Source organism: Lentzea xinjiangensis (assembly GCF_900110955.1).
GTDB classification, from domain to species: Bacteria; Actinomycetota; Actinomycetes; order Mycobacteriales; family Pseudonocardiaceae; genus Lentzea; species Lentzea xinjiangensis.
Genome location: NZ_FOFR01000010.1, coordinates 234742 through 257904, shown reverse-complemented (window position 1 = coordinate 257904; position 23163 = coordinate 234742). Strand labels below are relative to the sequence as shown.

18 protein-coding genes are annotated in these 23163 nt (G+C 70.6%); 5 read left to right on the top strand and 13 right to left on the bottom strand.

Annotation, left to right across the window (positions count from 1 at the left end):
* Positions 1 to 2: 2 nt before the first annotated feature.
* Positions 3 to 2159: an ATP-binding protein gene (locus BMW88_RS42020; protein WP_177221242.1), complete on the top strand. Its 2157-nt coding sequence runs from the start codon at positions 3 to 5 to the stop codon at positions 2157 to 2159.
* A 35-nt stretch (positions 2160 to 2194) separates the two neighbouring features.
* A complete protein-coding gene (locus tag BMW88_RS42015) occupies positions 2195 to 3031 on the top strand; it encodes an SAM-dependent methyltransferase (protein ID WP_177221241.1) in 837 nt (278 codons plus the stop codon).
* A gap of 227 nt (positions 3032 to 3258) precedes the next feature.
* Here the strand turns inward: BMW88_RS42015 and BMW88_RS22595 are convergent, their stop codons facing one another.
* A complete protein-coding gene (locus BMW88_RS22595; RefSeq protein ID WP_089953610.1) occupies positions 3259 to 4227 on the bottom strand; it encodes an esterase-like activity of phytase family protein in 969 nt (322 codons plus the stop codon).
* Positions 4228 to 4484: 257 nt separating this feature from the next.
* Between BMW88_RS22595 and BMW88_RS22590 the strand changes: the two genes are divergently transcribed.
* Both BMW88_RS22590 and BMW88_RS22585 read left to right on the top strand, forming a co-directional pair.
* On the top strand, positions 4485 to 4814 hold the full coding sequence (locus BMW88_RS22590) for a hypothetical protein (protein WP_089953608.1): 330 nt from the start codon (positions 4485 to 4487) through the stop codon (positions 4812 to 4814).
* Positions 4815 to 5293: 479 nt separating this feature from the next.
* A complete protein-coding gene (locus tag BMW88_RS22585) occupies positions 5294 to 6445 on the top strand; it encodes a histidine decarboxylase (RefSeq protein WP_177221240.1) in 1152 nt (383 codons plus the stop codon).
* Positions 6446 to 6455: 10 nt separating this feature from the next.
* Here the strand turns inward: BMW88_RS22585 and BMW88_RS44045 are convergent, their stop codons facing one another.
* The 4 genes from BMW88_RS44045 to BMW88_RS22570 are packed head-to-tail and all read right to left on the bottom strand — an operon-like array spanning position 6456 to position 8321.
* On the bottom strand, positions 6456 to 6713 hold the full coding sequence (locus BMW88_RS44045) for a phenolic acid decarboxylase (RefSeq protein WP_281249435.1): 258 nt from the start codon (positions 6711 to 6713) through the stop codon (positions 6456 to 6458).
* Positions 6686 to 6940 (bottom strand): phenolic acid decarboxylase, encoded by a 255-nt coding sequence (locus tag BMW88_RS44040; RefSeq protein ID WP_281249433.1) that lies wholly within the window; start codon positions 6938 to 6940, stop codon positions 6686 to 6688. The genes BMW88_RS44045 and BMW88_RS44040 overlap by 28 nt, the downstream gene beginning before the upstream one ends.
* Complete coding sequence (locus BMW88_RS22575) at positions 6937 to 8136, bottom strand: carboxylate-amine ligase (protein ID WP_089953606.1); 1200 nt, start codon at positions 8134 to 8136, stop codon at positions 6937 to 6939. Before BMW88_RS22575 ends, BMW88_RS44040 begins: the two co-directional genes overlap by 4 nt.
* A complete protein-coding gene (locus BMW88_RS22570) occupies positions 8133 to 8321 on the bottom strand; it encodes a hypothetical protein (RefSeq protein ID WP_089953604.1) in 189 nt (62 codons plus the stop codon). The genes BMW88_RS22575 and BMW88_RS22570 overlap by 4 nt, the downstream gene beginning before the upstream one ends.
* Before the next feature lie 282 nt (positions 8322 to 8603).
* Between BMW88_RS22570 and BMW88_RS22565 the strand changes: the two genes are divergently transcribed.
* Positions 8604 to 9821, top strand: coding sequence for a metal-dependent hydrolase family protein (locus BMW88_RS22565; protein ID WP_218148171.1), 1218 nt, complete (start codon positions 8604 to 8606; stop codon positions 9819 to 9821).
* Positions 9822 to 9962: 141 nt separating this feature from the next.
* Here BMW88_RS22565 and BMW88_RS22560 read toward each other — a convergent pair whose 3' ends face one another.
* From BMW88_RS22560 to BMW88_RS22525, 8 genes are read right to left on the bottom strand one after another with little or no spacing between them, the layout of a single operon-like run.
* Entirely contained in the window at positions 9963 to 11435 is a 1473-nt protein-coding gene (locus tag BMW88_RS22560) for a UbiD family decarboxylase (RefSeq protein WP_089953603.1), read from the bottom strand.
* Positions 11436 to 11437: 2 nt separating this feature from the next.
* The gene (locus BMW88_RS22555; RefSeq protein WP_089953601.1) at positions 11438 to 12124 is read right to left on the bottom strand and encodes a UbiX family flavin prenyltransferase; all 687 of its coding nucleotides are present in this window, start codon (positions 12122 to 12124) and stop codon (positions 11438 to 11440) included.
* Between the two features lie 40 nt (positions 12125 to 12164).
* Positions 12165 to 13358 (bottom strand): cytochrome P450, encoded by a 1194-nt coding sequence (locus BMW88_RS22550; RefSeq protein ID WP_089953600.1) that lies wholly within the window; start codon positions 13356 to 13358, stop codon positions 12165 to 12167.
* Positions 13355 to 13567 (bottom strand): ferredoxin, encoded by a 213-nt coding sequence (locus BMW88_RS22545; protein ID WP_218148170.1) that lies wholly within the window; start codon positions 13565 to 13567, stop codon positions 13355 to 13357. The genes BMW88_RS22550 and BMW88_RS22545 overlap by 4 nt, the downstream gene beginning before the upstream one ends.
* An 11-nt stretch (positions 13568 to 13578) precedes the next feature.
* Entirely contained in the window at positions 13579 to 14802 is a 1224-nt protein-coding gene (locus BMW88_RS22540) for a cytochrome P450 (protein ID WP_089953597.1), read from the bottom strand.
* Position 14803: 1 nt separating this feature from the next.
* On the bottom strand, positions 14804 to 16345 hold the full coding sequence (locus BMW88_RS22535; RefSeq protein WP_089953595.1) for an AMP-binding protein: 1542 nt from the start codon (positions 16343 to 16345) through the stop codon (positions 14804 to 14806).
* Positions 16342 to 17775: a beta-ketoacyl [acyl carrier protein] synthase domain-containing protein gene (locus BMW88_RS22530; protein ID WP_089953593.1), complete on the bottom strand. Its 1434-nt coding sequence runs from the start codon at positions 17773 to 17775 to the stop codon at positions 16342 to 16344. Before BMW88_RS22530 ends, BMW88_RS22535 begins: the two co-directional genes overlap by 4 nt.
* Positions 17768 to 23134, bottom strand: a complete 5367-nt coding sequence (locus BMW88_RS22525) for a type I polyketide synthase (protein WP_177221239.1) — start codon at positions 23132 to 23134, stop codon at positions 17768 to 17770. The genes BMW88_RS22530 and BMW88_RS22525 overlap by 8 nt, the downstream gene beginning before the upstream one ends.
* Between the last annotated feature and the right edge of the window lie 29 nt (positions 23135 to 23163).

The following is a 23163-nucleotide window of genomic DNA, read 5'->3' as shown; positions in this document are numbered from 1 at the left end:
GCGTGCTGATCGGCCGGGAGTGTGAACTGCGCGTGGTGACGCATGCGCTGGACCGGGCATCAGCGGGGCACGGAGACGTCATCGTGCTCACCGGTCCGCACGGCGCGGGGACGACGTCCCTGGCCGATGCGGCGGTCGACCTCGCTCTCGCACGCGGCTTTCCCGTGCTGCGCGCGAGCGGACCGCTCATGTGGGCGCAGCTGGCGAGGGATCGAGGAGTACCGGACGACGTCGTGGTCCCGCTGTTCACCTCGCCGACACCGTTGGAGCTCGACGACGTGGCTCGGCGGCTGGTGTGCAGGGATCCTCTGCTGATCGTCGTCGACGACGTCGACAGGGCGGGTGGCGTCGAGCTCCTGTCGGTCGTGGCCGGTCGGGTCGGCGCGGCCAGGACGGTGGTGGTCGCCACCGCTCGCACGTCACTGGGCATCGGCAGGGAGGTCGCCCTTCGCGGTCTGACCCCGGAGGAGCTCGATCAGGTCCTGCCGTCCTCGCTCGCGTTGTGGACCGCCTCGCGTGGTCTTCCCGGAGTGGCGATGGAGCTGTCGGCACTCGGCGGGTCCCTTGTGGACATGGCGTTGCGCGCCCCGTCGGCGAACGAGTTCCTCGAGGTCGACGGTGATCTCGTCCGGTTGCTGGAACAGGCGGTCTCCCGGACGGCGGGGCCGGTGCGCGGCCGCCTGCTCGCCAGGCTCGCCCGCCTGCTGGCGAACGACGCGTCCTCCCACGACCGCAGAAGGGAGCTCGTCGCGGAGGCGGTGCGGCTGGATCCGCGGAGCCCGGACGTCCTCGATGCCCGGCTGCACGCGCTCTGGGACCCGGCCGGAGCGCAGGACCGCATCGACACCGGCCAGCGGATCGCCGAACTGGCGACCTCCGGCGCGGTGGCTCGCAAGGGTTTGTTCTGGCAGTTCATCGGTCTCATGGAGCTCGGCCGCGTCACCGCCGCCGAGTCCGTGCTCAGCCGGTTCCACGCCGCCGCGTCGGCGGCGGCCGACGGCCCGGACGTCGTGATGGCGCTGAGCCGCCAGGCCGTGCTCGCCGCGCTGCGCGGCCGTTTCGACACGGCCGCCGACCTGGTGGACGAGTTCGTCGCCGTCGGCGTCCGCACGGGCGTCCCCGACACCCACCGGCTCGCCGGCTCCGTGCTCGGGGGCATGATCGGTGTCGCGGCCGACGACCGGACTCGTCTCGCCGAAGGCGTCACCGACTTCGCCACCCTCGCCAGGAGGTTTCCCGGCCACTACTACGAAGCGAGCACCGCCGGCCTGCTGGTGCTGCTCGACAGGGTGGACGAAGCCGCGGCGGAGCTCCGCCGCGTTCTTCCCGCCGTGTTGTCGGGTACCGGTCCCCGCTGGCTCTCCGCGATGGCAGACCTCGCCTCGGTCGCCGTGGCCACTGGTCAGGAGAACGTCGCGGAGGTGCTCTACCGGCGTCTGCTGCCCTTCTCCGGCCGGCTCGTCGTCTGGGCGGGGGCCGCCAGCGTGCGCGAGCCCGTGTCCTACTGGCTGGGGCGGCTCGCGGTCGTGCTCGGCCGCACCGAAGACGCCGTCGCCCACCTGCGGTCAGCGGCGGTCCAGGCGAGCGAGGCAGGCGCGTTGCCGGTGCTGGAGCGCGTCGAAGCGGCCCTCGCCGAACTGTCCCCTCCCCCGGATGACCCGTCGCCCGGCAACTGGCGCCTGGTGCGGGATGGTGAGGACTGGCTGCTGACCACCCACGCCGAGCACGCCCGTCTGCGCGACCGTCGTGGCCTGCACTACCTCCGTGCGCTGCTTTCCGCACCGGGAAGGGAGATCCAGGCCCTCGACCTCGCCGCGGGTGGCTCGGGGCTCACCTCTGCCACCACCACCCCGCTCCTGGACGAGACCGCACTCCGCGCCTACCGGACGCGGCTCGCGCAGCTGTCCGACGACGACCCGGAGCACGCCTTCATCGTCGGCGAACTGCGTCGCGCCACGGGTCTCGGCGGCAGGTCCAGAGCCGCGTCCTCCGAAGCCGAGCGGGCCAGGGTCAACGTCACCCGCACCCTGCTCTCCGCGCTGGACCGGATGGCGGTTCAGGCGCCGCTGGCCGCCGCACACCTGCGTGCGTCGATCCGCACCGGCCTGGCGTGCCGCTACGACCCCGCTCCTGGCGGCCCGCCGCGCTGGCGGTTGTGAACGAATCGTTCCGCCGCTGTTTACGCCTTCCGGTCGTGAGCGAATTCGACGACCTCAACGCACAGCTCTGGACGCTCGGAGCGATCGGCCGGCTCGCCGACCAAGGACTCCTCCACCGGGCGGCCGACCCGGACGACGAGCTGTCCGCCCTGAGCCAGCAACTGCTGGTCGACACCGGCTGGCTGCTGACCGATCCCCTCCGCCCCAGCGCCCGCCTGCTCGCCGCCCCACCACCCGGCGTCCCGGTCAGCGCTCTGAGCGGCTACGTCCGCGAACAGCTCGCCAGGATCAGCCGCTTCGCCGAAGGTGCCCCCGCGGGCTGGAACGAGCTCGACCGCGACCGCATCCGGTGGCGGGGACGGGCCAGCGGTGTGATCGCCCACGGCATCATCGAACGCTGCTGCCCCGACGTCCTCCAGCGGGCCACCGACTTCCTCGACGTCGGCACGGGCTCCGGCGGGATCGCCATGCGGCTCTGCCGGACGATGCCCGAGCTCCGCGTCGTCGGCCTGGAGATCAGCCCGGCTGCCCTCGACGTCGCCCGCATCGACGTCGCGGCAGCGGGCCTGGACGACCGCATCGAGATCCGTGACCAGTCCGTCTCGGCCCTCACCGACGTCGAGGCCTACGATCTCGCCTGGCTTCCGCAGCAGTTCATCCCGCGAAGCGAGCTGCTGGAGGCGCTTCCCCGCGTCTTCCGCTCGCTGCGACCGGACGGCGCCCTGGTCATGGCACTGGCGTCCGAGAGCGACCTGTCCAACCTCGTCGCCGGCGGCGGCACGCTCTCGACCGACGAAGCCGTGAAGTTGCTGGAACAAGCCGGTTTCCGCGGCGTCGAGACCTACGACCAGGTCGTCACCGGACGTCGTTGACGAGACGCGGGCGCTGTCGGTGACCTGGCCGCCACCACCGCGGCTGAGTCGGCGGCAGCGCCCCAGGCATCGCATCCGGCGGTCGCGGGTGACCCGCGCGACTTGGAGATCATGTGCTCCGATGCCGGGCAGAAGTCGTTCGAGGAGGTTCGCGTGGAGGGCGGCAGCGTCGTCCTGCCGCCCCACCACCGCGCTCTACTCGTCCAGCTCGCCGGATCGGCCCGGACTCAGCGGACGTCGAGCGCGATGAACTGCGTGATCTGCGTCGAGGAGAAGTTGTTGTCGGAGACCAGCCACAGCGTGCCGTCAGGTCCCCATGCCATTCCCTCGACGTTGTCCACCTTGGACAGCGGGAGGTCGGCGAGGTCGGCGAGCAGGCGCTTGCGCAGGGACGAGCCGTCCGGCCGGGCCTCGAACAACCGCACCTTGTTCCCCACGCCCTGGGCGAACGACCGTTCGAGCACCAGGTAGACGCCGTTGCTCTTCTCGAGGATCGCGACGACGCCGGTGTCCGCGCCCGGCGCGAAGAGAGGCTCCTGCTGGTAGCGGTACTGCTCGAGGACACGGCCCTGCCGCGACTGGACGACCACCCTGGAGACGGCACCGCGCTGCTGGTCCGCCGGCGGCCCGTCCTGGAGCAGAGGACCTTCGACCGCGGACACCACACGAGTGCCGCCCGCGGCGAACGTCAGCCCTTCGAGCGATGCGTTGCCACGCGGGCCGGACTCGGGCCGCATCTTCAGGTCCTCCGGCAACGGCAACGTCCGGCGGAAAGCGCCGTCACGCTTGTTGAACTGGACGAACGGGTCCGACAGGACGTCCGCTGTCCGGTTGCCCTCCTGACTCCAGACGACATCACCGGTCCACCGGTCGACACGCACGTCCTCGGGATCGACGACACTCGGGGCATAGGGGCCGTCGGCGGCGTTGAGCGTGCGAACCCCGGTGAACCTCACGCCCTCCCGCGACAGGTCGGCCTCGAAGAACCGAGGCGCCACCCGGTCGTCGCTGATGATGATCCACTTGCGGGTGCGGTGGTCGTAGTCGAGACCGGACAGGCCACCGACGGCACTGCCATCGACTTCGAGCCCCATCGGGAGCACGTGTTCGCCGAGGAAGCGCACGGGTGCTTCCGCCGCGGCGGGTGCCGCGGTCGAGGTGAGCAATGCGGAAACGAGCAGAACACTCTTGAACATGGGCTGGATCTCACCACGGGACAAGACCGGGAGGTGCCGATCGGCCTGTCCGGGCACGATGTTCTTCCCCTGGCATTCCGCCGCCTCGGCGAACTGACGGTTGTGCGTGACAAGGCATCGCGGACTGACACCGACATCGCGACCCGGCAGTGCCCATTCTTGTGCCCTTGAGAGGAGGGCGCAGGTCATCGCGTTCGAAGCAACCCGTCCATCTCGTTCGGCAAGACCGGGCTCGATGCTTGGAGCACCATTGCGGCGTGATGACGCCGACATCGGAGCCCGGTCCTATAAGGACGGAGCCGACCCTCGCCGAGCTGCCGCAGGCGAGCAGCGACCTGACGGGTCTGCTCACCGAAATTCGCAAGCGCGGCCCGTACGCGCGAGTCGTCGTGGACTACGGCGGGCCACGCGCTGTGCGAGTCGGCACCCCGTTCCTGCACGGGTTCGACGCGCTGGCACCGGGCCAAGAGGGGCCGGAGGTCGTGTTCCACCCGGACGAGACCCCCGGCAGCAAAGCCGGGCGCGCGTCGACACCTCACCGAGCAGTCCTCAGTGGATTGACCAACGAGTGCGAATCGGCCGTCTGACGGACAACTCAAGCGGCATGTCCGCCTTCAGGCACCCCGCCCCCTGACCGAGCATGCTGCCGAACCTTCGGCACAGCGCCCCCTTCGCCGTCCCGCGACTTCATGTCACCTCCCGCCACCGCCGATCACTCCATCCGGCGGACCAGGCGTGGCCCCAGCCCCTGCGCCTTGTCATGCCATCTCCCCGCCTGCCGAGTGATCGGTGGGCAGAGGTGACGCGCGCGGCCATCCACTCGGAGTCGCCTGCGCCTCACGAACGCGTGCGACCTGATCCCCATCCGAGGTCAGCCCCCTCGTCCTCGACGCCGACGGCACAACTCCAACCCGCCCGACGTTCGGCCGGTCGGGTGGAGTTCTCGACGGCGCACCGGTGAACTGCCTGTGCGAGCGGACTTTCATCGAATTCGCACTGACGGCGACCACCGTCTCCCCGGCATGATGGAACACGGTCCGCATGCCCTATCCGACAGGTGGTCTTCGTGTTCACACCGGAAGAACTCCGGATCCCGGTGCGCGGCGCCGCCCGCCGACGCGCGGACATCGATCTGTTGCACCGCTTCGCGACTTCGGTCCAAGAGCGTTCGCGGCGCATGGCCGGTTTTCCGGTCAACCTGGAATTCGACTACGGCCCGTTGGCCCCGTTCCTGTCGATGCACCTGAACAACGCGGGCAGTCCGGGACAGGCGAGCGAGTACGGGCTCGACACCAAACCGTTCGAACAGGCGGTCACGGCGTTCTTCATCGAACTCGCCGGCGGACTGCCGGGCGAGGTGTTCGGCCACTTGGCGCACGGCGGCACGGAGGCGAACCTCTTCGCGGCCTTCGTGGCACGTGAGCGGTACCCGGACGGCGTGCTGTTCGCCTCGCAGGAGGCGCACTACTCCATACCGAAGATCGCGAGGCTCCTGCGCGTGCCTCATGTGGCTGTGGACGTCGACGAACGCGGCGCGATGGACCTCACCGCGCTCGGGCACGAGATCGGCAGCAGGGGCGTGCCGGCGATCGTGGTCGCCACCATCGGCACCACCAGTCGCAGCGCTGTCGACGACATCCCGGGGATCCGGCGTGCCGCCTCCGCCGCGGGGGTGGACGACGTGTTCGTCCACTCCGACGCGGCGTTCGGCGGGCCGCTCGCCGAGTACGGGCAGCCGCGCCGCCCCTGGTCGTTCCCCGACGGCGCGGACAGCGTGTCGATCAGCGGCCACAAGATCATCGGCTCGCCCCTGCCCAGCAGCGCGATCCTCGTGCGGGAGGTGGACGCGGACGCGATCCGCAGGCCGGGGGTGGCGGTGGGCAGCGACGACGACACGATCGGAGGCTCCCGGGACGCGCTGTCCCCGCTGTTGCTGTGGTACGCGCTGCGTGAGCTGGGGCGCGACGGGCTCGCCGGACGGGTCCGGCACTGCCTGGAGGTCACCGAGCACGCGGTCCGGCGCCTGGCGGAAGCGGGGCTCAACCCGACCCGCTTCCCCGGTGGCAACGTCGTGCTGTTCGACCGCCCCGACGAGGAGGTCATGAGCGCCTGGCACCTGCTCGACGTGGACGGGCGGGCACACCTGTCCGTCATGCCGCACGTCACCACCGACCTCGTCGACCAGCTCTGCGCCGACCTGACCGGTGGGCGCGCCTGAGGCGGCCGGTTCACCGCGTGCGGTCGGCGTACCCGTCGGGCAGTTCCTCGGGTGCGCGATCGATGACGGTGTCGTCGTCGGTGTCGCGCTGTTCGACGAAGGTGATCTCCGCGGTCTCGTCGACCACTTCGACGGGGTAGGTGGGTCCGGTGTCGCGGAGGGCGGTCATCCGGTCGAGGTGGTCGTTCTGGAAGCACGCGGTCGCGCCGGGGTCGTCCTGCACCCAGCGGGGGAAGAAGATCACGCCGTGGAGCCGGCGGTGCTCCAGGTCGACGACCAGGGAGACCGACGTGCCGGTGGGTTCGGTCCAGGACAGGTGTGCGCCCAGGAGTCGAGGCGGGCGGTGTGCACGGGCTGGTCCTTGACCCACCGCCCACCGACGGGCCCGCTGTGGATGCGGTAGTCGATGCTGGTGGCGTTCTTGACGTACAACTCGTACCGCCACCCGGCGTCGTAGGTGTAGATCAGGTGCTTCCCGAGCAGGGCGTCGTTCACGTCACTCGCCTCCTGAGCGGTGTCACCGATCCGGCCGATGGCGGTGTCCCGCCTTCTTCCGCGCCCCTGACGAGTACGTCGAGCGCACCCGGCACACCGTGCCGGGCGGCGGCGATGCGCTGCCGCATGGCTCCGTTGCCGCTGGTGAGCAGCGCTTGGAGCAGCGTGCGGACCTCGCCGAGGTCGCCGGTCGCGGTCAGGGCGTCCTCGGTGTGCCGGTACAGGCGGGACGCCATCGTGTGCGGTGAGGTGCGCATGCCGCTCCACGGGTCGACGGCCGGGCCGTCGAGGCCGTGCCGGGCGGCCGCCCACAACGCGTCGCCGAGCACGGTGTCACCGCAACGGCGGGCTTCCCGACCGGCGTCCAGCTCGTCCAGCGCGGCACGCACGAGACCGCGGACCAAGGCGGCGTAGAGCACCACCTCGTCGATCGTGGCCGTGGTGTCGGCGACCCGGACCTCGACGGTGGGCAGGTGGTCGGACAGGCGGGCCAGGCGCAGGCCGCCGTGGCCGGGGGGCAGCAGCCCGCACTCCCGCAGGCGGACCAGGTCGGCGTCGTACTCGGCGGCCGAGCCGAACCACGGCGGGATGCCGGAGGACGGCAGGCGGGTCAGCACCATCATCCGCCAGCTGTGGAACCCGGTGTCCCGCCCTCGGCGGAAGGGTGAGTTGGCGGTGAGCGCCAGCAGGGTCGGCAACCACGGCGCCAGGTGGTTGAGCACGGCGACGCCGAGCTCCCGGTCGCCGAGCCCGACGTGGACGTGGCAGCCGCAGATCTCCTGGTCGGCCAGGGCCCCGGCGTAGGTGTCGCTCATCCACCCGTAGTGGCCGTCGCGCCGGGGTGGTGCGGTCTCCGCGCCGAGCAGCGGGTGTCCCGCGGGGACCAGCTCCACTCCCCTGGCCCGGGCCGAACGCCGCAGGGCGGCGCGGTTGCGGGTGAGCTGATCCCGCACCTGCGCCAGGTCGGAGCAGATCCCGGTGCTCGCCTCGACCTCGGTGTCCCACAGCTCGCACACCGCGCGGCTCTCTCCGGCCAGGTCCGCAGGACCCACCCCGGCCACCACCGCCGCGGCGTCGCCGACGGGCAGGTGGGAGCCGCGGCTCACCAGGAGGAACTCCTCCTCCACCCCCATCGTCACGCCGGCGCCCTCGGACAGGGCGGCCGATGCCTTGGAAGCCGTGTCGCCGGCGTTCACCGGTCACCGGTCCGCGCGACGGCTCCGGTGCGCAGCGCCGCACCGCCGTCAACCCGTTCCGCCGCGCGGTCGGACATCCGCAGCTCACCGCGGAACTCGCGGGAGGCGACCGCGGCCGCCGTTCGCGGGTCGAGTGAATCCTCGCCCAAGATCAATAGCTGGTCCCCGGCCGTCGCGCCACCCATCCGTCGCCCTCCCCGGTCCTCATGCGAATTCGGTTTCACGCGGAATTCAATCGCGCAGATCCCTTATTCATGGATGCCCGCGCAGGAAACCGCTAATCCGCCACGATGCACATTTGCATTGGTAGGATCGGCAAGTAAGCCGAATCGACGCCCGAACAAGCGCAGGAGCCCACTGTCAGCAGTAATTCGTCCACCGAGCCTGCGCTTTTCGGGTGCGCAATCCCGCAAAAGAGTGGCCGTCCAGCCCGTCGGCCTGTGGCCGGCGAACGGGAAAGGCAACGGATGTCAATCGCGACGAACCCTCTGATCGTGGTGGCCGACCGGTTCTGGGACGGGATCGCCGACCGGCCTTCCGGACGAACCTCGGTGCTCGTCAGGGGACGCCACATCGAGGACGTCGCCCCGACGCGGACACGGGGAGCGAAGGTGATCGACCTGGGTGATCGCACCCTGGTTCCCGGGTTCATCGACTGCCACGTCCACGTCGTGCCCGACCTGCCACCCGACACCTCTGTCAGCGCACAGACCCTGGCGGCGCTGACGGCGTTGCGGACCTTGCTGGACAACGGCTTCACCACGGTGCGTGACCTCGGGTGCGCGCCCCCGTCCATCACCGTCGACCTGAAGCAAGCGCAGCGGGAAGGGGTCGTCGAAGGTCCGCGCATGCTGGTGGCACCACGCATCATCTCCGGCAGAGGCGGACACGGCGACAAGTCCGCCGGACTGGCCGAACGCTTCGGCGTCGAAGTGGGCGCCCTCGCCGACGGCGTCGACGAGGTCATCCGCGCCGTCCGCGCCGAAGCACGACTGGGCGCGGACTGGATCAAGTTCGCCGGCACCGGCGGGTTCGGTTCCGAACACGACGACCCCGAGCTGGTCACCTACTCCCAGGCCGAAGTCGACGCCCTCGTCACCACCGCGCGCGACCTCGGCAAACCCACCGCGGTCCACGCGTTCAACGACGAAGGCGTCCTGCGCGCCGCCCACGCCGGCGTCCGCTCCGTCGAACACGCCTCACTCGCCACCCCCTCGGCGCTCACCACGCTCGCGGACAAGGGCATCTGGCTCGTCCCCACCCAGGTCGTCACCGTCGAGTGCCTGCGACACCTCGACGACGACGAATTCTGGACGGACAAGGCAGACCACCTCAGGGACCTCTTCCGCACGCACGCCGACCGCATGCACCAGCGCGCCGCCCACCCCGCTCGCTCGGCGGTCCGGATCGCGTTCGGCTCCGACGCCAGCGTCCTGCCCCACCGCGACAACTGGCGCGAGTTCCCCGCCATGGTCTCCACCGGCATCAGCCCGCTGCGCGCACTCCGCGCCGCCACCTCCGAAGCCGCCGCGCTGCTCGCCACCCCCGATCGCGGCACCATCCGCCCCGGCGCGCTCGCCGACCTCATCGCCATGCCCGGCAACCCCTTCGACGACATCGACTGCACCGGGAACGTCGACTTCGTCATGCAGAGCGGTCAGGTCAAGCGGCACGCCCATCCGTGACGCCCTGGTCGGCGAACGTCCGACCGGGACAGCGGTGCAAGCCCGCGGTGACCCGCCGAGTCCACCCGCGCTCGGCGGGAAACATCCCCGCGCCGCGAACGCGGTCAGGGTTCGACAAGCCCGCGTACTGCCGCAGTACGCTCAGCTCTGCTTCTGGTAGACGGCTTTCGCGCGTTCGCGGTACGCCTCCGGATAAGAGTTCGCGAAGGAGCTCTCCACGGGGCGGCCTTCACCTGCCGCCGCCAGCAACCCGTCGCGAACCACCACCGGGCCGGAACCCCGCTGCCGCTCCTCGTTCGAGTAGGACGCCAGCAACGGCAGGATCGGGCCGTGCCACTCCTCCCGTCTGCCGCTGGGGTGGAACCGGGTACCCAGCGCCCACATCACGTCCCGGTCGTTCGCGGGATCGATGTCATCGTCCACAACGAACACCTCGGCCGCGATGCGTCCGGACGGGGTGGTGGTGAGCACTTCGCCGATCCGGTGGCAAAGCTCCGCGGAGGTGACCCCCGGCATGCGGTCGCGCCAGTTCTCGTCGACCGTGACGAACATCCAGTGCGACGCCGTCCGGGGAACCAGCCACGCCATGGTGACCGGAAGCCCGGCGGCGGTGAGGTTGGCCGTCACCTGGGCCGAGTGGCCGACACCGGAGACCAGGTGGGTCTCGTCGACCGGACGCCCTTCCGGCACGATGGGCCAGATCGGGGCGTCGCGGTGGGTGATGACGTCGACGGAGAACACCGGCTGGGCCGAACGCGCCGCCGACATGAACCCGGCGTACTCGCCGAAGGGTCCCTCCTGCTCCGTGCGTTCCAGCGACACCGTGCCCTCGATGACGACCTCTGCGGTGGCGGGCACCTCCAGGTCCACGGACTCGGCGGCGACCAGGTCCACGGGTTCGCCGAGCAGCGCGCCGAGGTAGCCGGACTCGTCCACCCCTCGCGGGATGGGCAGGCCGCCCACGTAGGGAACGCCGGGATGTCCGCCCTGCACCAGTGCGTACGGCATGGGCTGCCCGATGTCGGCCCACATCCGGTGGATCTGCCCGAGTTGCTGGGACGGGAGCACCAGCCCCACCATCCTGCGGTCGTCGAGCAGCATGACGCGGGTGATGGCCCAGTTGGTCCAGCTACCGTCCGGGGTCTTGGTGATCACCACACCCCACGAGTTCACGTACCGCCCACCGTCGTGCAGATGCAGCCGGGGAATCGGGAACGACGCGAAAGACGCGTCAGCACCGGACAGCACGTTCTCCTTGCACGGCGCATCTTCCCGTGCGACGAGCCTGGGCCTGACCGGGGCCAGCGTTCGCGCTTTCACCAGGTGCTCGACGATCTGCGCGGCGGTGGCGTCCAGAGGAAGTCCCAACGCGAGGCTGACGCGGGCGAACCGCTGCCGTGCCGACGACGAGTGGGAAGCCGGAGCGCCGAACACGCGGAAGCCCGCGGCGACACCGGCCAGGTTCTCGAACAGCGGCGCGGGGAGTTCGTTCTCGGTGGAGTACCGGGTGATCGCGGCGGCCTCGAGGTCGGGATCCACCGGATCCGCGATCCTCCTGAGATCGCCGAGGTCTTCGAGCGCGTGGAGGTAGTCGCGCAGATCCTTGATGGGCATGGTCAAACTTTCTCCGTGGTGATCGCGTTCAACGATCCGTTGCGATGCGTCGTCTCGACGAACCCGGGTTGCCGCCGGCCAGGTGAGGCCTGCCGCCCGCCGGTCACGTCGCCGTCCCACGCGGGCGCGGCGAGCTCGCGCAGCCCCACCCTGGCCAACGCTCGCCGTGCGGTGTGGTCGACCAGGTCGGCAAGGCTCTCGGGCCGCTGGTAGAAGGCGGGAACGGGAGGCGCGATGATGGCGCCCGCTTCCGCCGCGGCCGTCATCGACCGCAGGTGACCGAGGTGCAGTGGCGTTTCCCTGACCATCAGCAGAAGCGGGCGTCCCTCCTTGAGGCACACGTCCGCGGCCCGCGCGACGAGGTCGTCGGTGTAGCCCGTCGCGATGGCGGACAGGGTCTTGATCGAGCACGGTGCGACCAGCATGGCCTCGACCGGGAACGACCCGGACGCGATCGTCGCGCCGATCTCCCCCGAGCGGTGCACGACGTCGGCGAGCCGCTTCACCTCGTCCACCGCGAGATCGCATTCCTGGCGCAGGGTGAGCATCCCCGCCTTGGACACCACCAGGTGGGTCGTGACGTCGGGCAGGCCCCGCAACAGCTCCAGCACCCGCACTCCGAAGACCGCGCCGCTCGCGCCGGTGATCGCCACGACGACGTTCCGCCGCGGCGCTTCGCTGCCCCTCATTTCGACGTTCCCTCCTGGTGGTGCCGACGGCGGCCGAAGATCAGCTCGCCGGCGGGTCGTACTCCATCTCGATGACCCGCCAGCTCCGCACCAGCGGTCCGGGGATCTGCTCGTCGGCGCCCTTGACCAAGCGCAGGCCGGGCAAGCGGCGGTACAGCGCGGCGACAGCGGTGCCGACCTCCTGGCGCGCCAGGTTCATCCCCACGCAGAGGTGGATTCCCGCGCCGAACGTGAGGTGCTGAGCCGCGTCCTCGCGGTCGATGCGGAACTCCTCCGGGTCGGCGAACACTTCGGGGTCGTGGTTCGCGGCCGCGACGACGACCAGCGTCTTGTCCATCGCCCGCACCTCGGTGCCCTGGACCTCGGCGGACGCCAGGCAACGGCGCCACAACCCCATCACCGGACCGTCGTAGCGCAGGCCTTCGTCCACCACCGCCTCGGTCAACCCGTCGATGTCCGCGAGGTAGGCGTCCCGCTGGCCGGGGTGCCTCTCCAGGGCGACGACGAGGTTGCCGATGGCCTGCTGGGTGGTGCTGATGCCCGCGGCGGCCAGGAGCTGGATCAGTGCCGCGATCTCGTTCTCGTCGAACTGGTCCCCGTCCACCTCGGCGAGGCAGAGCTGGGTGATCAAGTCGTCGCCGGTCCCGCCGGACGCGCGGCGACGCCGTACGAGATCGGCGATCCGGGCGATGATCCCGTCCAGCTCCGCCGAGAACCCGTGCGACTCGCGTTCCTCGACACTGAGCTCCATGAGCTTCGCCATGTGGGAGAACGACTCGCGGTCCTCGTCGGGGATGCCGAGCAGTTCCGCGACGTGGCTCTCGCTGACCCTGCGCGCGTAGGAGTTGATCAGGTCGAAGCGAGTGCCCGCGGCGATGATGTCGTCCACGAGCTGATCAGCCAGCTTCTCGCTGAACGGCCGCATGGCTGCCACCTTCGACGCGGACATGGCTCGTACCAGCAGCTTGCGCTGGCGGGTGTGCCTCGGTGGATCGGCTGCGCCCAGGACCTGCTTGTACTCCGGCAGCGGCGCGTCGAGCGGCCACAGGTTGCTGTAGGTGCTGCTGAAGGAGCCGTGGTCGCGCAGCACCTCCTTCACCCCGGCGTACGAGGTGACCTGGACGGCGCCGAGTTCCGGGTTGTGCGCCACCGGGCAGCGGTTTCGGTCCGCCGCCAGGTCGGCCCACGGCTGCGCGGGTTTGGCGGTGTAAGGCCGGAACCTGACGTCGCTCACTGGTTCTCCTCGTTGTCGGTGCTGTCCGAAACGCTGATCGCGAACCACGGGCAGCCGTCCGCGGCCCGGTGCGCCAGCTCGGTGTCCTCGGCCTGCTCGGTGGTCCTCTCCTCCGGCCAGGCCCGCCGGTCGCTCATCGAGAACAACTTCGGTGCGATCTCCGCGCAGTGACCGGTGCCGCTGCACAGGTCGTGGTCGACTTTCACCACGTTGGCCATCGTCAGTCGCCTTTCGTCCCGGTCGCGAGCACGTCCCTGTCGTAGCGCATGCGCACACCGATCCAGCCGCGCACGACCGGGCCGGGCGCCTGGACCGGTGTGCTCTCCTCGTCCAGGCGCAGGCCGGGCAATCTGCGGTACAGGGTGGACAGTGCGACCTCGCATTCGAGGAACGCGAGGTTCATGCCGATGCAGTGGTGGATGCCGTGTCCGAACGACAGGTGGCCGGGCAGGTTCCGCCAGTCGCGGTCGACCACGAACTCGTCCGCGCGGTCGTAGACCGCCGGGTCGTGGTTCGCCGCGGCGGTGACGGTGAAGACGCGCTGTCCGGCGGGCAAGGGATGCCCGGCGACGGACGTGTCGCGGCTGCAACGCCGCCACAGCCCGAGCACCGGGCCGTCGTAGCGCAGTCCTTCCTGCACCAGCGACGTCGTGAGACCGTCGATGTCACCGATGTAGCGCGCCTTCTGCTCCGGGTGGGACTCCAGCGCGTGCACGGTGTTGATGATGGTCGCGGCGGTGGTCGTGTTGCCCGCGCGGATCATCGCCCGGATCAGCGCCGCGACCTCGAGCTCGGTGAGCCGGTCACCGTCCTCCTCGGCGAAGCACAGCTTGGTGATGAGGTCGTCGTCGACCTCGCCCGCGGCACGGCGCTCGGCGACCACGTCGGCGAGCTGCCGATGCCACTCGTCCATCTGCGCGATGAGCTCGTCGTCGCCGGTCCCCGCCGTGCTGCGCTCGAAAAGGCCGGACAGGTAGGCGAACCGCTCCCGGTCGGCCTCCGGGATGTCCAGCAGCTCGGCGACGTGTCCCGCCGTGACCTTCATCGCGAAGTCCGGGCCGAGCGCGAAGGTGTCCCCTGCCTCGATGATGTCGTCGACGAGCTGGTTCACCAGTTTCTCGCTGAACGGCCTCATCGTGGCGATGCGGGACGCGGACAACGCACGGACGAACAGCTTGCGCTGACGGGTGTGCCGGGGCTGGTCGGCTGAGGAGAACACCTGCTCGTCGACCGGCAGCGGCTCGGTGCGCGGCCACAACGTGCTGTAGGTACCTGTGTAGTCCTGGTGCTGGGCCAGGAACTCCTTGACCCCCTGGTAGGACGATATCTGAACCGCGTCGAGGTGTGGCGAGTACGCGACGGGGCAGCCTTGCCGGTCGGCGGCGAGCTGCTCCCACGGCTCGTCGAGCTTCGCGTTGTAGGGGTCGAACAGCGGGGTGGTCACTTCAGTTCACATTCCGTTCTCGGCCCAGCCAGTACGGTTCGCGGAGTTCACGCCGAAGCACCTTGCCGATGCTGTTGCGCGGCACGCCATCGGTGAGCACGAACCTGGTGGGGATCTTGAAGTCGGCAAGCCGGTCGGTGAGGAACCGGCGCAGTTCGCGGGAGGTCGGCCGGTGACCGTCGGCCGCGACCACGAACGCGAGCACCGCCTCACCCCAGCGGTCGTCGGGGATTCCGATCACCGCGGCGTCGGCGACGGCCGGCGACTCGTGCAGCGCTCGTTCGATCTCGGCGGGGTAGATGTTCTCGCCCGCTCGGATGATCGTGTCGTTGAGCCGGTCGCTGAGGTGGATGTACCCGTGCTCGTCGACGTGTCCGACGTCACCGGTGTGGATCCAGCCGTCCCGCAACGTCTTCGCGGTGGCCTCGGGACGGCGCCAGTACTCGATCATCCGGGCGGGGGTGCGGACGCACAGCTCGCCGGTGGCTCCGCCGGGCACCTCGCGGCCTTCGGCGTCCACGACCTTGACGGCGAAGCCGGGGTAAGGGCGACCTGCCGCACCGGGCACGAGACTGCCGGGGCGGTGCGCGGAAGGCGGCAGGCAGGCGACGGTGTTGCCGGTCTCGGTGAGGCCGTAGATCTGCGCGAACTCGCAGCCCATCTCGTCGAGGCAGCGCAGCAGCAACGACTCCGCGATCGGCGCCGCGCCGTAGACGACCTTGCGCAGGCTGGAGAAGGCGCCCTGGATGCCCTCCGCGTGATCCAGCAGCATGCTGAGCAACGCGGGCGGTGCGCACGTGTAGGTGACCCGATGCCGCCGGATGAGCCCCAGCATGTCCGCGGCGGAGATGGCCGGCATCAGCACGAGCGTCGCACCGGCGTTGAGCGTCTGCGTCACCCACCACACGCCGCCGACGTGCCAGCACGGCACGCCCGGCAACGTGGTGTCCTCGGGCCGGAACCCGACCCAGTCCTCGCCCGCCGCCTCCAGCGCGTCAGCGACGGCGAAGAAGCTGCGGTGCGCGAGGACGACTCCTTTGGGTGAGCCGGTGGTGCCGCTGGTGTAGAGCTGGACGACGGGGGTGTCCGGCTCGGCGGCCACCGGCGGCAGCTCCACGCCGACGTCCACCGAGTCGAACTCACCGGCGGGCAGCACCGTCGCGGCCGTCGTGAGCCGATTCGCCAGGTCCGCGCTTTCCTCCTGCACCACGAGCAGGTCAGCGGTCGAGTCGTCCAGGACGTGTTCGACCTCCGGCACGGTGAAGCGCGCGCTGACCGGTACGAGCACCGCACCGATGTGCGCGCAGGCGTACAGCAGTTCCACCAGCAGAGGGCTGTCTCGGCCGAGGAGCCCCACTCGCGTGCCCGACGTGACGCCGTGCCGGCTGAGCACCGCGGCGATGCCGAGGCTGCGGTCGCTCAGCACTCCGTACGTTCGGCGGTCGTCGCCGCAGATCACGGCGACGTGATCGGGGCGTTCGGCGGCGACCGCGGCGAGCCGCGCGGTCAGTGTTCCCGCCGATGGAGTTGTCGCTGTGCTCATCGGTCGTTCTCCGTTGGGTGTGCCGAGCCGGAAGGCCAGAAGCGGGCTCGCCGGTACCGAGGCCGGGCCACGCTGCTGCGACGCCCTGCGACGTCCGGTGCGGGTTCTTCGAGAACCACATGGGTGTTCGTGCCGCTGATGCCGAACGACGAGACCGCTGCCCGCCTCGGCCTGCCTTCGGCAGGCCACCTGATCGAGCGGTCCACCAGCCGGATGTTCGCCCTGTCCCAGTCGATGTGCCGTGACGGGTTGTCCGCGTGCAACGACTGCGGGATGACGCCGTGCCGCATCGCCATCGCCATCTTGAGCAGTCCCCCCAGGCCACCCGCGGCCTGGGTGTGGCCGAGGTTGGACTTGAGGGAGCCGAGCCACAGCGGCCGGTCGGCAGGACGGTGCGCACCGTAAGCCCTGGACAGCGCGGTGACCTCGACGGCGTCACCGAGTGGCGTACCGGTGCCGTGCCCCTCGACCACGTCGACGTCCTCGGCGGTGAGGCCGGCGTCCGCGAGCGCCGCCTCGATCACCTGGACCTGGGGCGCGGTGGCGGGCAGGGCGAGGCCGGGACCGCCACCCACGTGGTTGACCGCGACGCCGCGAATCACCGCGAGGGCGGGTAGCTCACCGCGTTCGTGGTCGGACTGGCGTTGCAGCACAACGGTGGCGGCACCTTCGGACAACGCCCACCCGTCGGCACCGTCCGCGAAAGATCGGCACTTGGCGCTGGGCGACAGCATGTCCATGCTGTGCGAGAAGTCGAACATCGCCGGCGACGCCGCGATCGACACACCGGCGACCAGCGCGAGGTCGCACTCGTTGCGGCGCAACGCCGACACCGCTTGGTGCAGCGCGACCACCCCGGAGGAGCAGGCGGTGTCGACCGCGACCGAGGCGCTGTGGAACCCGAAGGTGTAGGACAGCCGTCCGGCCGTCATGCTGGTCGAGCTCCCGAGCACCAGGTGAGCACCCTGCTCCTGCGGCAGGCGGTCACGCCAGTGGTAGTAGAAGTCGTTGTACATCGAGCCGACGAACACCCCGGTGCGGCTGCCGCGCAACGCCGAGGGGTCCAAGCCCGACTCGGTGATCGCCTCCCACGAGGTCTCCAGCAGCAGCCGCTGCTGAGGATCGAGCACCACCGCCTGGTCCGCGGTGAGACCGAAGAACGCGGGATCGAACTCGGTCAGCGCGTCCAGGTAGCCGCCGGCGTGAGCGTCGGACGGCCAGCCGCGCTCGGCGGGCGGCGGCGAGATCGCGTCCCGTCCGTCGCTCACGAGCTGCCACAGGTCCTCCACCGACGTGACTCCGCCGGGGTACCGGCAGCTTGCGCCGAGCACCACGATCGGCTCGTGCCGGCTCCGCAACGCCGCGCGGGTCTCGCGGAGCTCGGCGACAGCCCGCTGGAGGTAGCCCCGCAGCTCGTCCACGTCAGCCATCGGCTCGCCCGACGGTCGTGTCGTCGACGAACGCGAAGAGCTCCTCATCCGTCAACAGCGGTGCTGCGCGAACGGTCTCCGGCCTGTCCGGCGCCGTCGGTCCGCCGTCCAGCGCGAGGAGCACACCGTCGGCCAGCGCGGCGGGCGTCGGGTGGTCGAACACGAGGGTGACCGGAAGGTGCAGGCCTGTCGCGGCGTTGAGGCGGTTGCGCAGCTCCACGCCGGACAGCGAGTCGACACCCAGTTCCCGCAGTCCCTTGTCCTCCGGCACGTCGTCGATCGCCGGATAGCCGCAGATCTGCGCGATCGACGCGCGAACCAGTTCCAACACGACCGTCCGGCGCTGCTGCGGTGGTACCGAAGCCAACGGCACCGGGGGCTTGGTGGCCGTGGCGGCTCGACGCAGCGCCGTCCGGGGCAGGAGACCGCGCAGCAACGGTGGAACGGTCTCCTTGTCCGCACCCGCGAGGTCGAAGCGGGCGGTCACCGTCAGCGCGCTGGACCGGCCGATGGCCGCGTCGAGCAGGTCCAAGCCGTACGAGGTCGTCATCGGCACCACGCCGAGCCTGCGCAGCCGTCGAAGTGCCGCCTCGTCGAGGTGGCCCGTCATGCCGCTCGCCTCGTCCCAGAGCCCCCACGCGAGCGATTGCCCGTGTTGCCCGAGCGCACGGCGATGAGCAGCCAGTGCGTCGAGGAATGTGTTCGCCGCGGCGTAGTTCGCCTGCCCGGGAGATCCGAGCACGCCCGACGCCGACGAGAAGCTCACGAACAACGGCACCTCGGCGGTGAGCTCGTGCAGGTTCCACGCGCCACGCACCTTCGGCGCCATGACCCGGTGAAGCCGCTCCGCGTCGAGGTCGGCGAGCATGCCGTCGTCGATCACGCCCGCGGTGTGCACCACGCCGGACAACGGCGGCTGCACGGTGTCGAGCAGAGCGGCCACTGCCTCGCGATCAGCGACATCGCACGTCGCGACGCGCACCTCCGCCCCCAGCTCCGCGAGTTCATCGACGATCAGCGTCGCGTCATCGGGCATTCGGCGGCCTACGAGCAGGAGGTGGCGGATCCCGTGCTGCCGCACGAGATGGGCCGCGACACGGGTGCCCAGCGTGCCCAACCCGCCGGTGATGAGCACGGTGCCGTCGAGGTCGAGCGGCTCCTGCCGAGGCGCGCTCGCCCGGATCAGCTTCGGTGCCAGCAGATCGCCGCCGCGCACCGCCAGCTGCGGTGCTCCGGCGGCGACGACCTCCTGCACGACGTCGTCGAGCGGGGTCACGCCGTCGAGGTCGAGCAGGACGATCGTGCGGTCCGGATGCTCGGTCTGGGCGCTGCGGACCAGTCCCCACACGGGAGCGTGGGCGAGCCCGGCCACGACATCTCCGCCCGTGTCGACGGCGTTCTCGGTCGCCACCACGAGCGACGTGCCGGCGAACCGGTCCTCGGCGAGCCAGTTCCGGACCGCCCGCAACACGTCCGCGGTGATCCGTTCCACCTCGTCGGCGACCGGGCCCGCGGCCGGCGGGCAGGTGAGCACGAGGACCGAGCCGGCCTCGACGTCCTGATGAGGCAGCGCTTTCTCATCTGTGCTCACGTTCAGCACCGGTGCTGCCTGAGCGGGAAGCGGACCCACCACCGGTTCCCAGCCCAGCTCGAACAGCCCGCCCGGCACGCGGGACAACGCGTCCGCCGCCACCGGGCGGACCAGGAGGCGGTCGACGGACAGCACGAGGTGCCCGTCCGGGTCGGTGGCGACCAGAGTGAGCTCGCCGTCGGCGACCTGCCGCAACTGGACGTGCAACGAGGTGGCGGCGGACGCGAGGAGCTGGACACCGTCCCACAAGAACGGCAGGACCGTTTCCGCCGTCGTGGCCACCATCGGGTGCATGCAGGCATCGAGCAGTGCGGGGTGCAACGCGTGGTATTGCGCTTCTCCGGCCTGGCTTGGATCAAGCGCGACGTTCGCGTACGTCGTCCCGCCGTCTCGCCAGGCCCCGGTCAGACGCTGGAACGCCGGCCCGTAGTGGTACCCGTGCTGTTCCGCCTCGCCGTAGAGGCTCTGCAGGTCAACGGTTTCCGCACCTGTCGGCCGCATCCCGGCGGACTCGGTGCTCCTCACGGCTTCGATCAGGACGCCCGCGGCATGACGGACCCACGGCTGGTCCACCTCGCCCTCGGCGCGTGCGCAGATCTCGACGGTGTCCCCGGCCTCGGCGCCGACGATCACCTGGAGCTCGTGACGGGTGTCCTCGCCCAGCACCAGAGGTGCCGCGATGGTGAACTCCCCCACCCCGCTGAGGCCCACCGACTGTGCCGCCTGCAACGCCAGGTCGACGAACCCCGCGCCGGGGAACACGACCACATCGCGCACCGCGTGGTCCGCGAGCCACGGATGTGTGGACAGCCCGATGACGCCGGAGAGAATCGTCTGCCCGGTCAACGCGTTCGTCACCACAGGGGTGACCATCCGCCGCCGCACGGGAGCGGACGGCCAGTACTCCGCGCGTTCGAACGGGTAGGTGGGCAGGTCGACGAAGGAGGCCGGCGACGGCGGCAACAACGTGGCCCAGTCGACGTCGATCCCGTTGGCGTGGGCCACGCCGACCTGCATGGCGAAATCGGCCGGCGTGGTCCGTTCCCGGTGCTGGGAGTGCATCACGAACGCCGTGTCGTCGATCTGGTTCAGCGCGGTGCTCAGCACGGGGTGCGGGCTGATCTCGACGAACTTGCGGTGCCCCGACGCGCGCAGGAACTCGATCGCCTCCTCGAACCGCACAGCAGAGCGCAGGTTGCGGTACCAGTAACCGGCGTCCAGCCCCTCGGTGTCGACGGCCCCGGCGGTGACGGTCGAGACGAAGGTGATCTTCGAGCTCTGCGGCCGGATCGGCGCCAGGACCGCACGGACCTCGGCCTCGATGGCATCCACGGCGGCGGAATGCGACGCGTAGTCCACGTCGATGCGCCTGCTCCACACACCGTCGGCTGTCAGCTCGGCGAGCAGCTTCTCCAGCGCCTCGACCTCACCGGAGACGACCATCGCCGCCGGACCGTTCACCGCGGCCAGCGCCAGTGCGTCGCCGTACGGGCTCAGCCGATGTTCCACCTCGGCCCGGCCGAGCATCACGGCCGCCATGCCACCCAGCCCGGTCAGGGCGACGATCTCCCTGCTCCGCAACGTGACCACCCTGGCCGCGTCGTCGAGCGTGAGCGCTCCCGCGACGTAGGCCGCCGCGATCTCCCCCTGCGAGTGCCCGACCACCGCGCTCGGCAGCACACCGTGGTGCTCCCAAAGCCGAGCCAGTCCGACCAGCACCGCGAACAGCGCGGGCTGGACGACATCGACGCGACTGAGATCGACACCATCACGCAACGCGGCGGTCAGCGACCAGTCCACGTACGGGGCGAAAGCCCGCTCGCACTCGCTGATCCACCGTGCGAACACCGGCGCGGACGCCAGCAGGTCACGGGCCATCTCCGGCCACTGCGCCCCCTGGCCGGGAAAGACGAACACGGGTCCCGGGCCTGTGCGGACGCGACCGACGACCACACGCGAGTCAGCCACGCCGCCGGCCACCGAGGCCAAGCCACGCACCAGTTCGGCTCGGTCGGCGGCGAAGACCACCGCGCGGTGCGCGAACGCGCTCCGGCTCTCCACCAGCGCCCGGCCCGCCGCAGCCGGATCGTCCACCTTCTCGGCGAAGTGGCGCAGTTTGCCCGCGTAAGCCCTCAACGCGGACGGGGACTTCGCAGCGAACGTCCACACGGCAGGACCGTCGGCCGCGGCGTCAGCGGATCGCGCGGCCTGCGGTGCCTGTTCGAGGATGACGTGCGCATTGGTGCCGCTGACACCGAACCCGGAAACCGCCGCCCGCCGTGCACGGCCGCGGTCCGGCCACGCCACGGTCCGATCGGCCAGCGTCACCGCTCCCGCGGACCAGTCCACCATGGAAGAGGGCGTGTCCGAGTGCAGGGAGCGCGGCACCACGCCGTGTTGCATCGCCAGCACAGCCTTGATCACACCGACCACACCGGCCGCAGCCTGCGTGTGGCCGACGTTGGACTTGGCGGATCCCACCAGCGCGGGCTGATCGGCCGGCCGCCGACCGTAGGTGGCGAGCAGTGCGCCTGCCTCGATCGGGTCGCCGAGCGGGGTGCCCGTCCCGTGCGCCTCGATGATGTCGACATCGGCCGGGCCGAGGCTCGCGTTGCGCAGCGCTTTGCGGATCACGCGTTGTTGTGCGGCGCCGTTGGGTGCGGACAGACCGTTGGAAGCGCCGTCCTGGTTCACCGCCGAGCCGCGCACGACGGCCAGCACCTTGCGGTTCTGCCGCACGGCGTCCGACATCCGTTGCAGCACCAGCATTCCCGCACCTTCGGACGGCCCGAACCCGTCCGCTCCCTCAGCGAACGGCCGGCACCGACCGTCGACCGACAACGCGCGTTCGCGGCAGAACTCGATGTGCATGGTGAGATCGGCCAGCACGGTCACGCCGCCGGCGAGCGCGACATCGCACTCCCCGGCGTGCAGCGCCTGGGCGGCCAGGTGCAGCGTGACCAGCGACGAGGAGCACGCCGTGTCGACGGACATGGCCGGCCCTTGCAGCCCCAGGGCGTAGGCGACCCTGCCCGCCGCGACCCCCGTCAGGGTGCCCATGCTGAGGTAGCCCTCGACCTCGTCGAACACCGGCGCCAGCACCGACGCGTAGCCAGAGCTGAACAACCCGGCGTACACACCGGTCTCGGTGCCCCGCAACGACACCGGGTCGATGCCCGCGCGTTCCAGGGCCTCCCACGAAACCTCCAGCAGCAGCCGCTGCTGGGGATCCATGCCGATCGCCTCACGAGGTGAGATGCCGAAGAAGCCCGCGTCGAAGTCCTGCACTCGCTGGAGGAAGCCACCGCCGCGGACGTAGATCGAGCCGGGGGTGTCCGGGTCGGGGTCGTAAGTGCCTTCGACGTCCCAGCCCCGGTCGTCCGGCAGAGGACCGATCACCTCGTCCTCGTCGAGCAGGAGCTGCCAGAAGCCCTCGACGGTGTCGATCCCTCCCGGCAGACGGCAGGCCATGCCGACGATGACCACCGGATCGTCGGCGGCAGGAGCCACCTCCACGACCACGTCGTCATCACTGCCGGCCTCGCTCAGCACCCGGTCGAGGTACTCCGCGGCCAACGCCGGTGTAGGCGCCTCGAACACGATGGTCGGCGGCAGCGCGACGCCCAGCTCAGCGGCGATGCGCTCGCGGATGTCCAATGCCAGCAACGAGTCCACGCCCTGTTCCCCGAACGGGACGTCCACCTCGACCTCGTCCGCCGAGTCGTAGCCGAGCACCTCGGCAACCGTGCGGCGGACGAGCTCGACCAACCGGCTCCGCGGCGAGCCGGCCCATGCTG

Bases quoted from the DNA above. Each gene is read 5' to 3' on its own strand.
- BMW88_RS22595 (WP_089953610.1), bottom strand. From the start codon at position 4,227: ATGTTCAAGAGTGTTCTGCTCGTTTCCGCATTGCTCACCTCGACCGCG.
- BMW88_RS22570 (WP_089953604.1), bottom strand. From the start codon at position 8,321: ATGGGTGGCGCGACGGCCGGGGACCAGCTATTGATCTTGGGCGAGGAT.
- BMW88_RS22565 (WP_218148171.1), top strand. From the start codon at position 8,604: ATGTCAATCGCGACGAACCCTCTGATCGTGGTGGCCGACCGGTTCTGG.
- BMW88_RS22560 (WP_089953603.1), bottom strand. From the start codon at position 11,435: ATGCCCATCAAGGATCTGCGCGACTACCTCCACGCGCTCGAAGACCTC.
- BMW88_RS22555 (WP_089953601.1), bottom strand. From the start codon at position 12,124: ATGAGGGGCAGCGAAGCGCCGCGGCGGAACGTCGTCGTGGCGATCACC.
- BMW88_RS22535 (WP_089953595.1), bottom strand. From the start codon at position 16,345: ATGAGCACAGCGACAACTCCATCGGCGGGAACACTGACCGCGCGGCTC.
- BMW88_RS22530 (WP_089953593.1), bottom strand. From the start codon at position 17,775: ATGGCTGACGTGGACGAGCTGCGGGGCTACCTCCAGCGGGCTGTCGCC.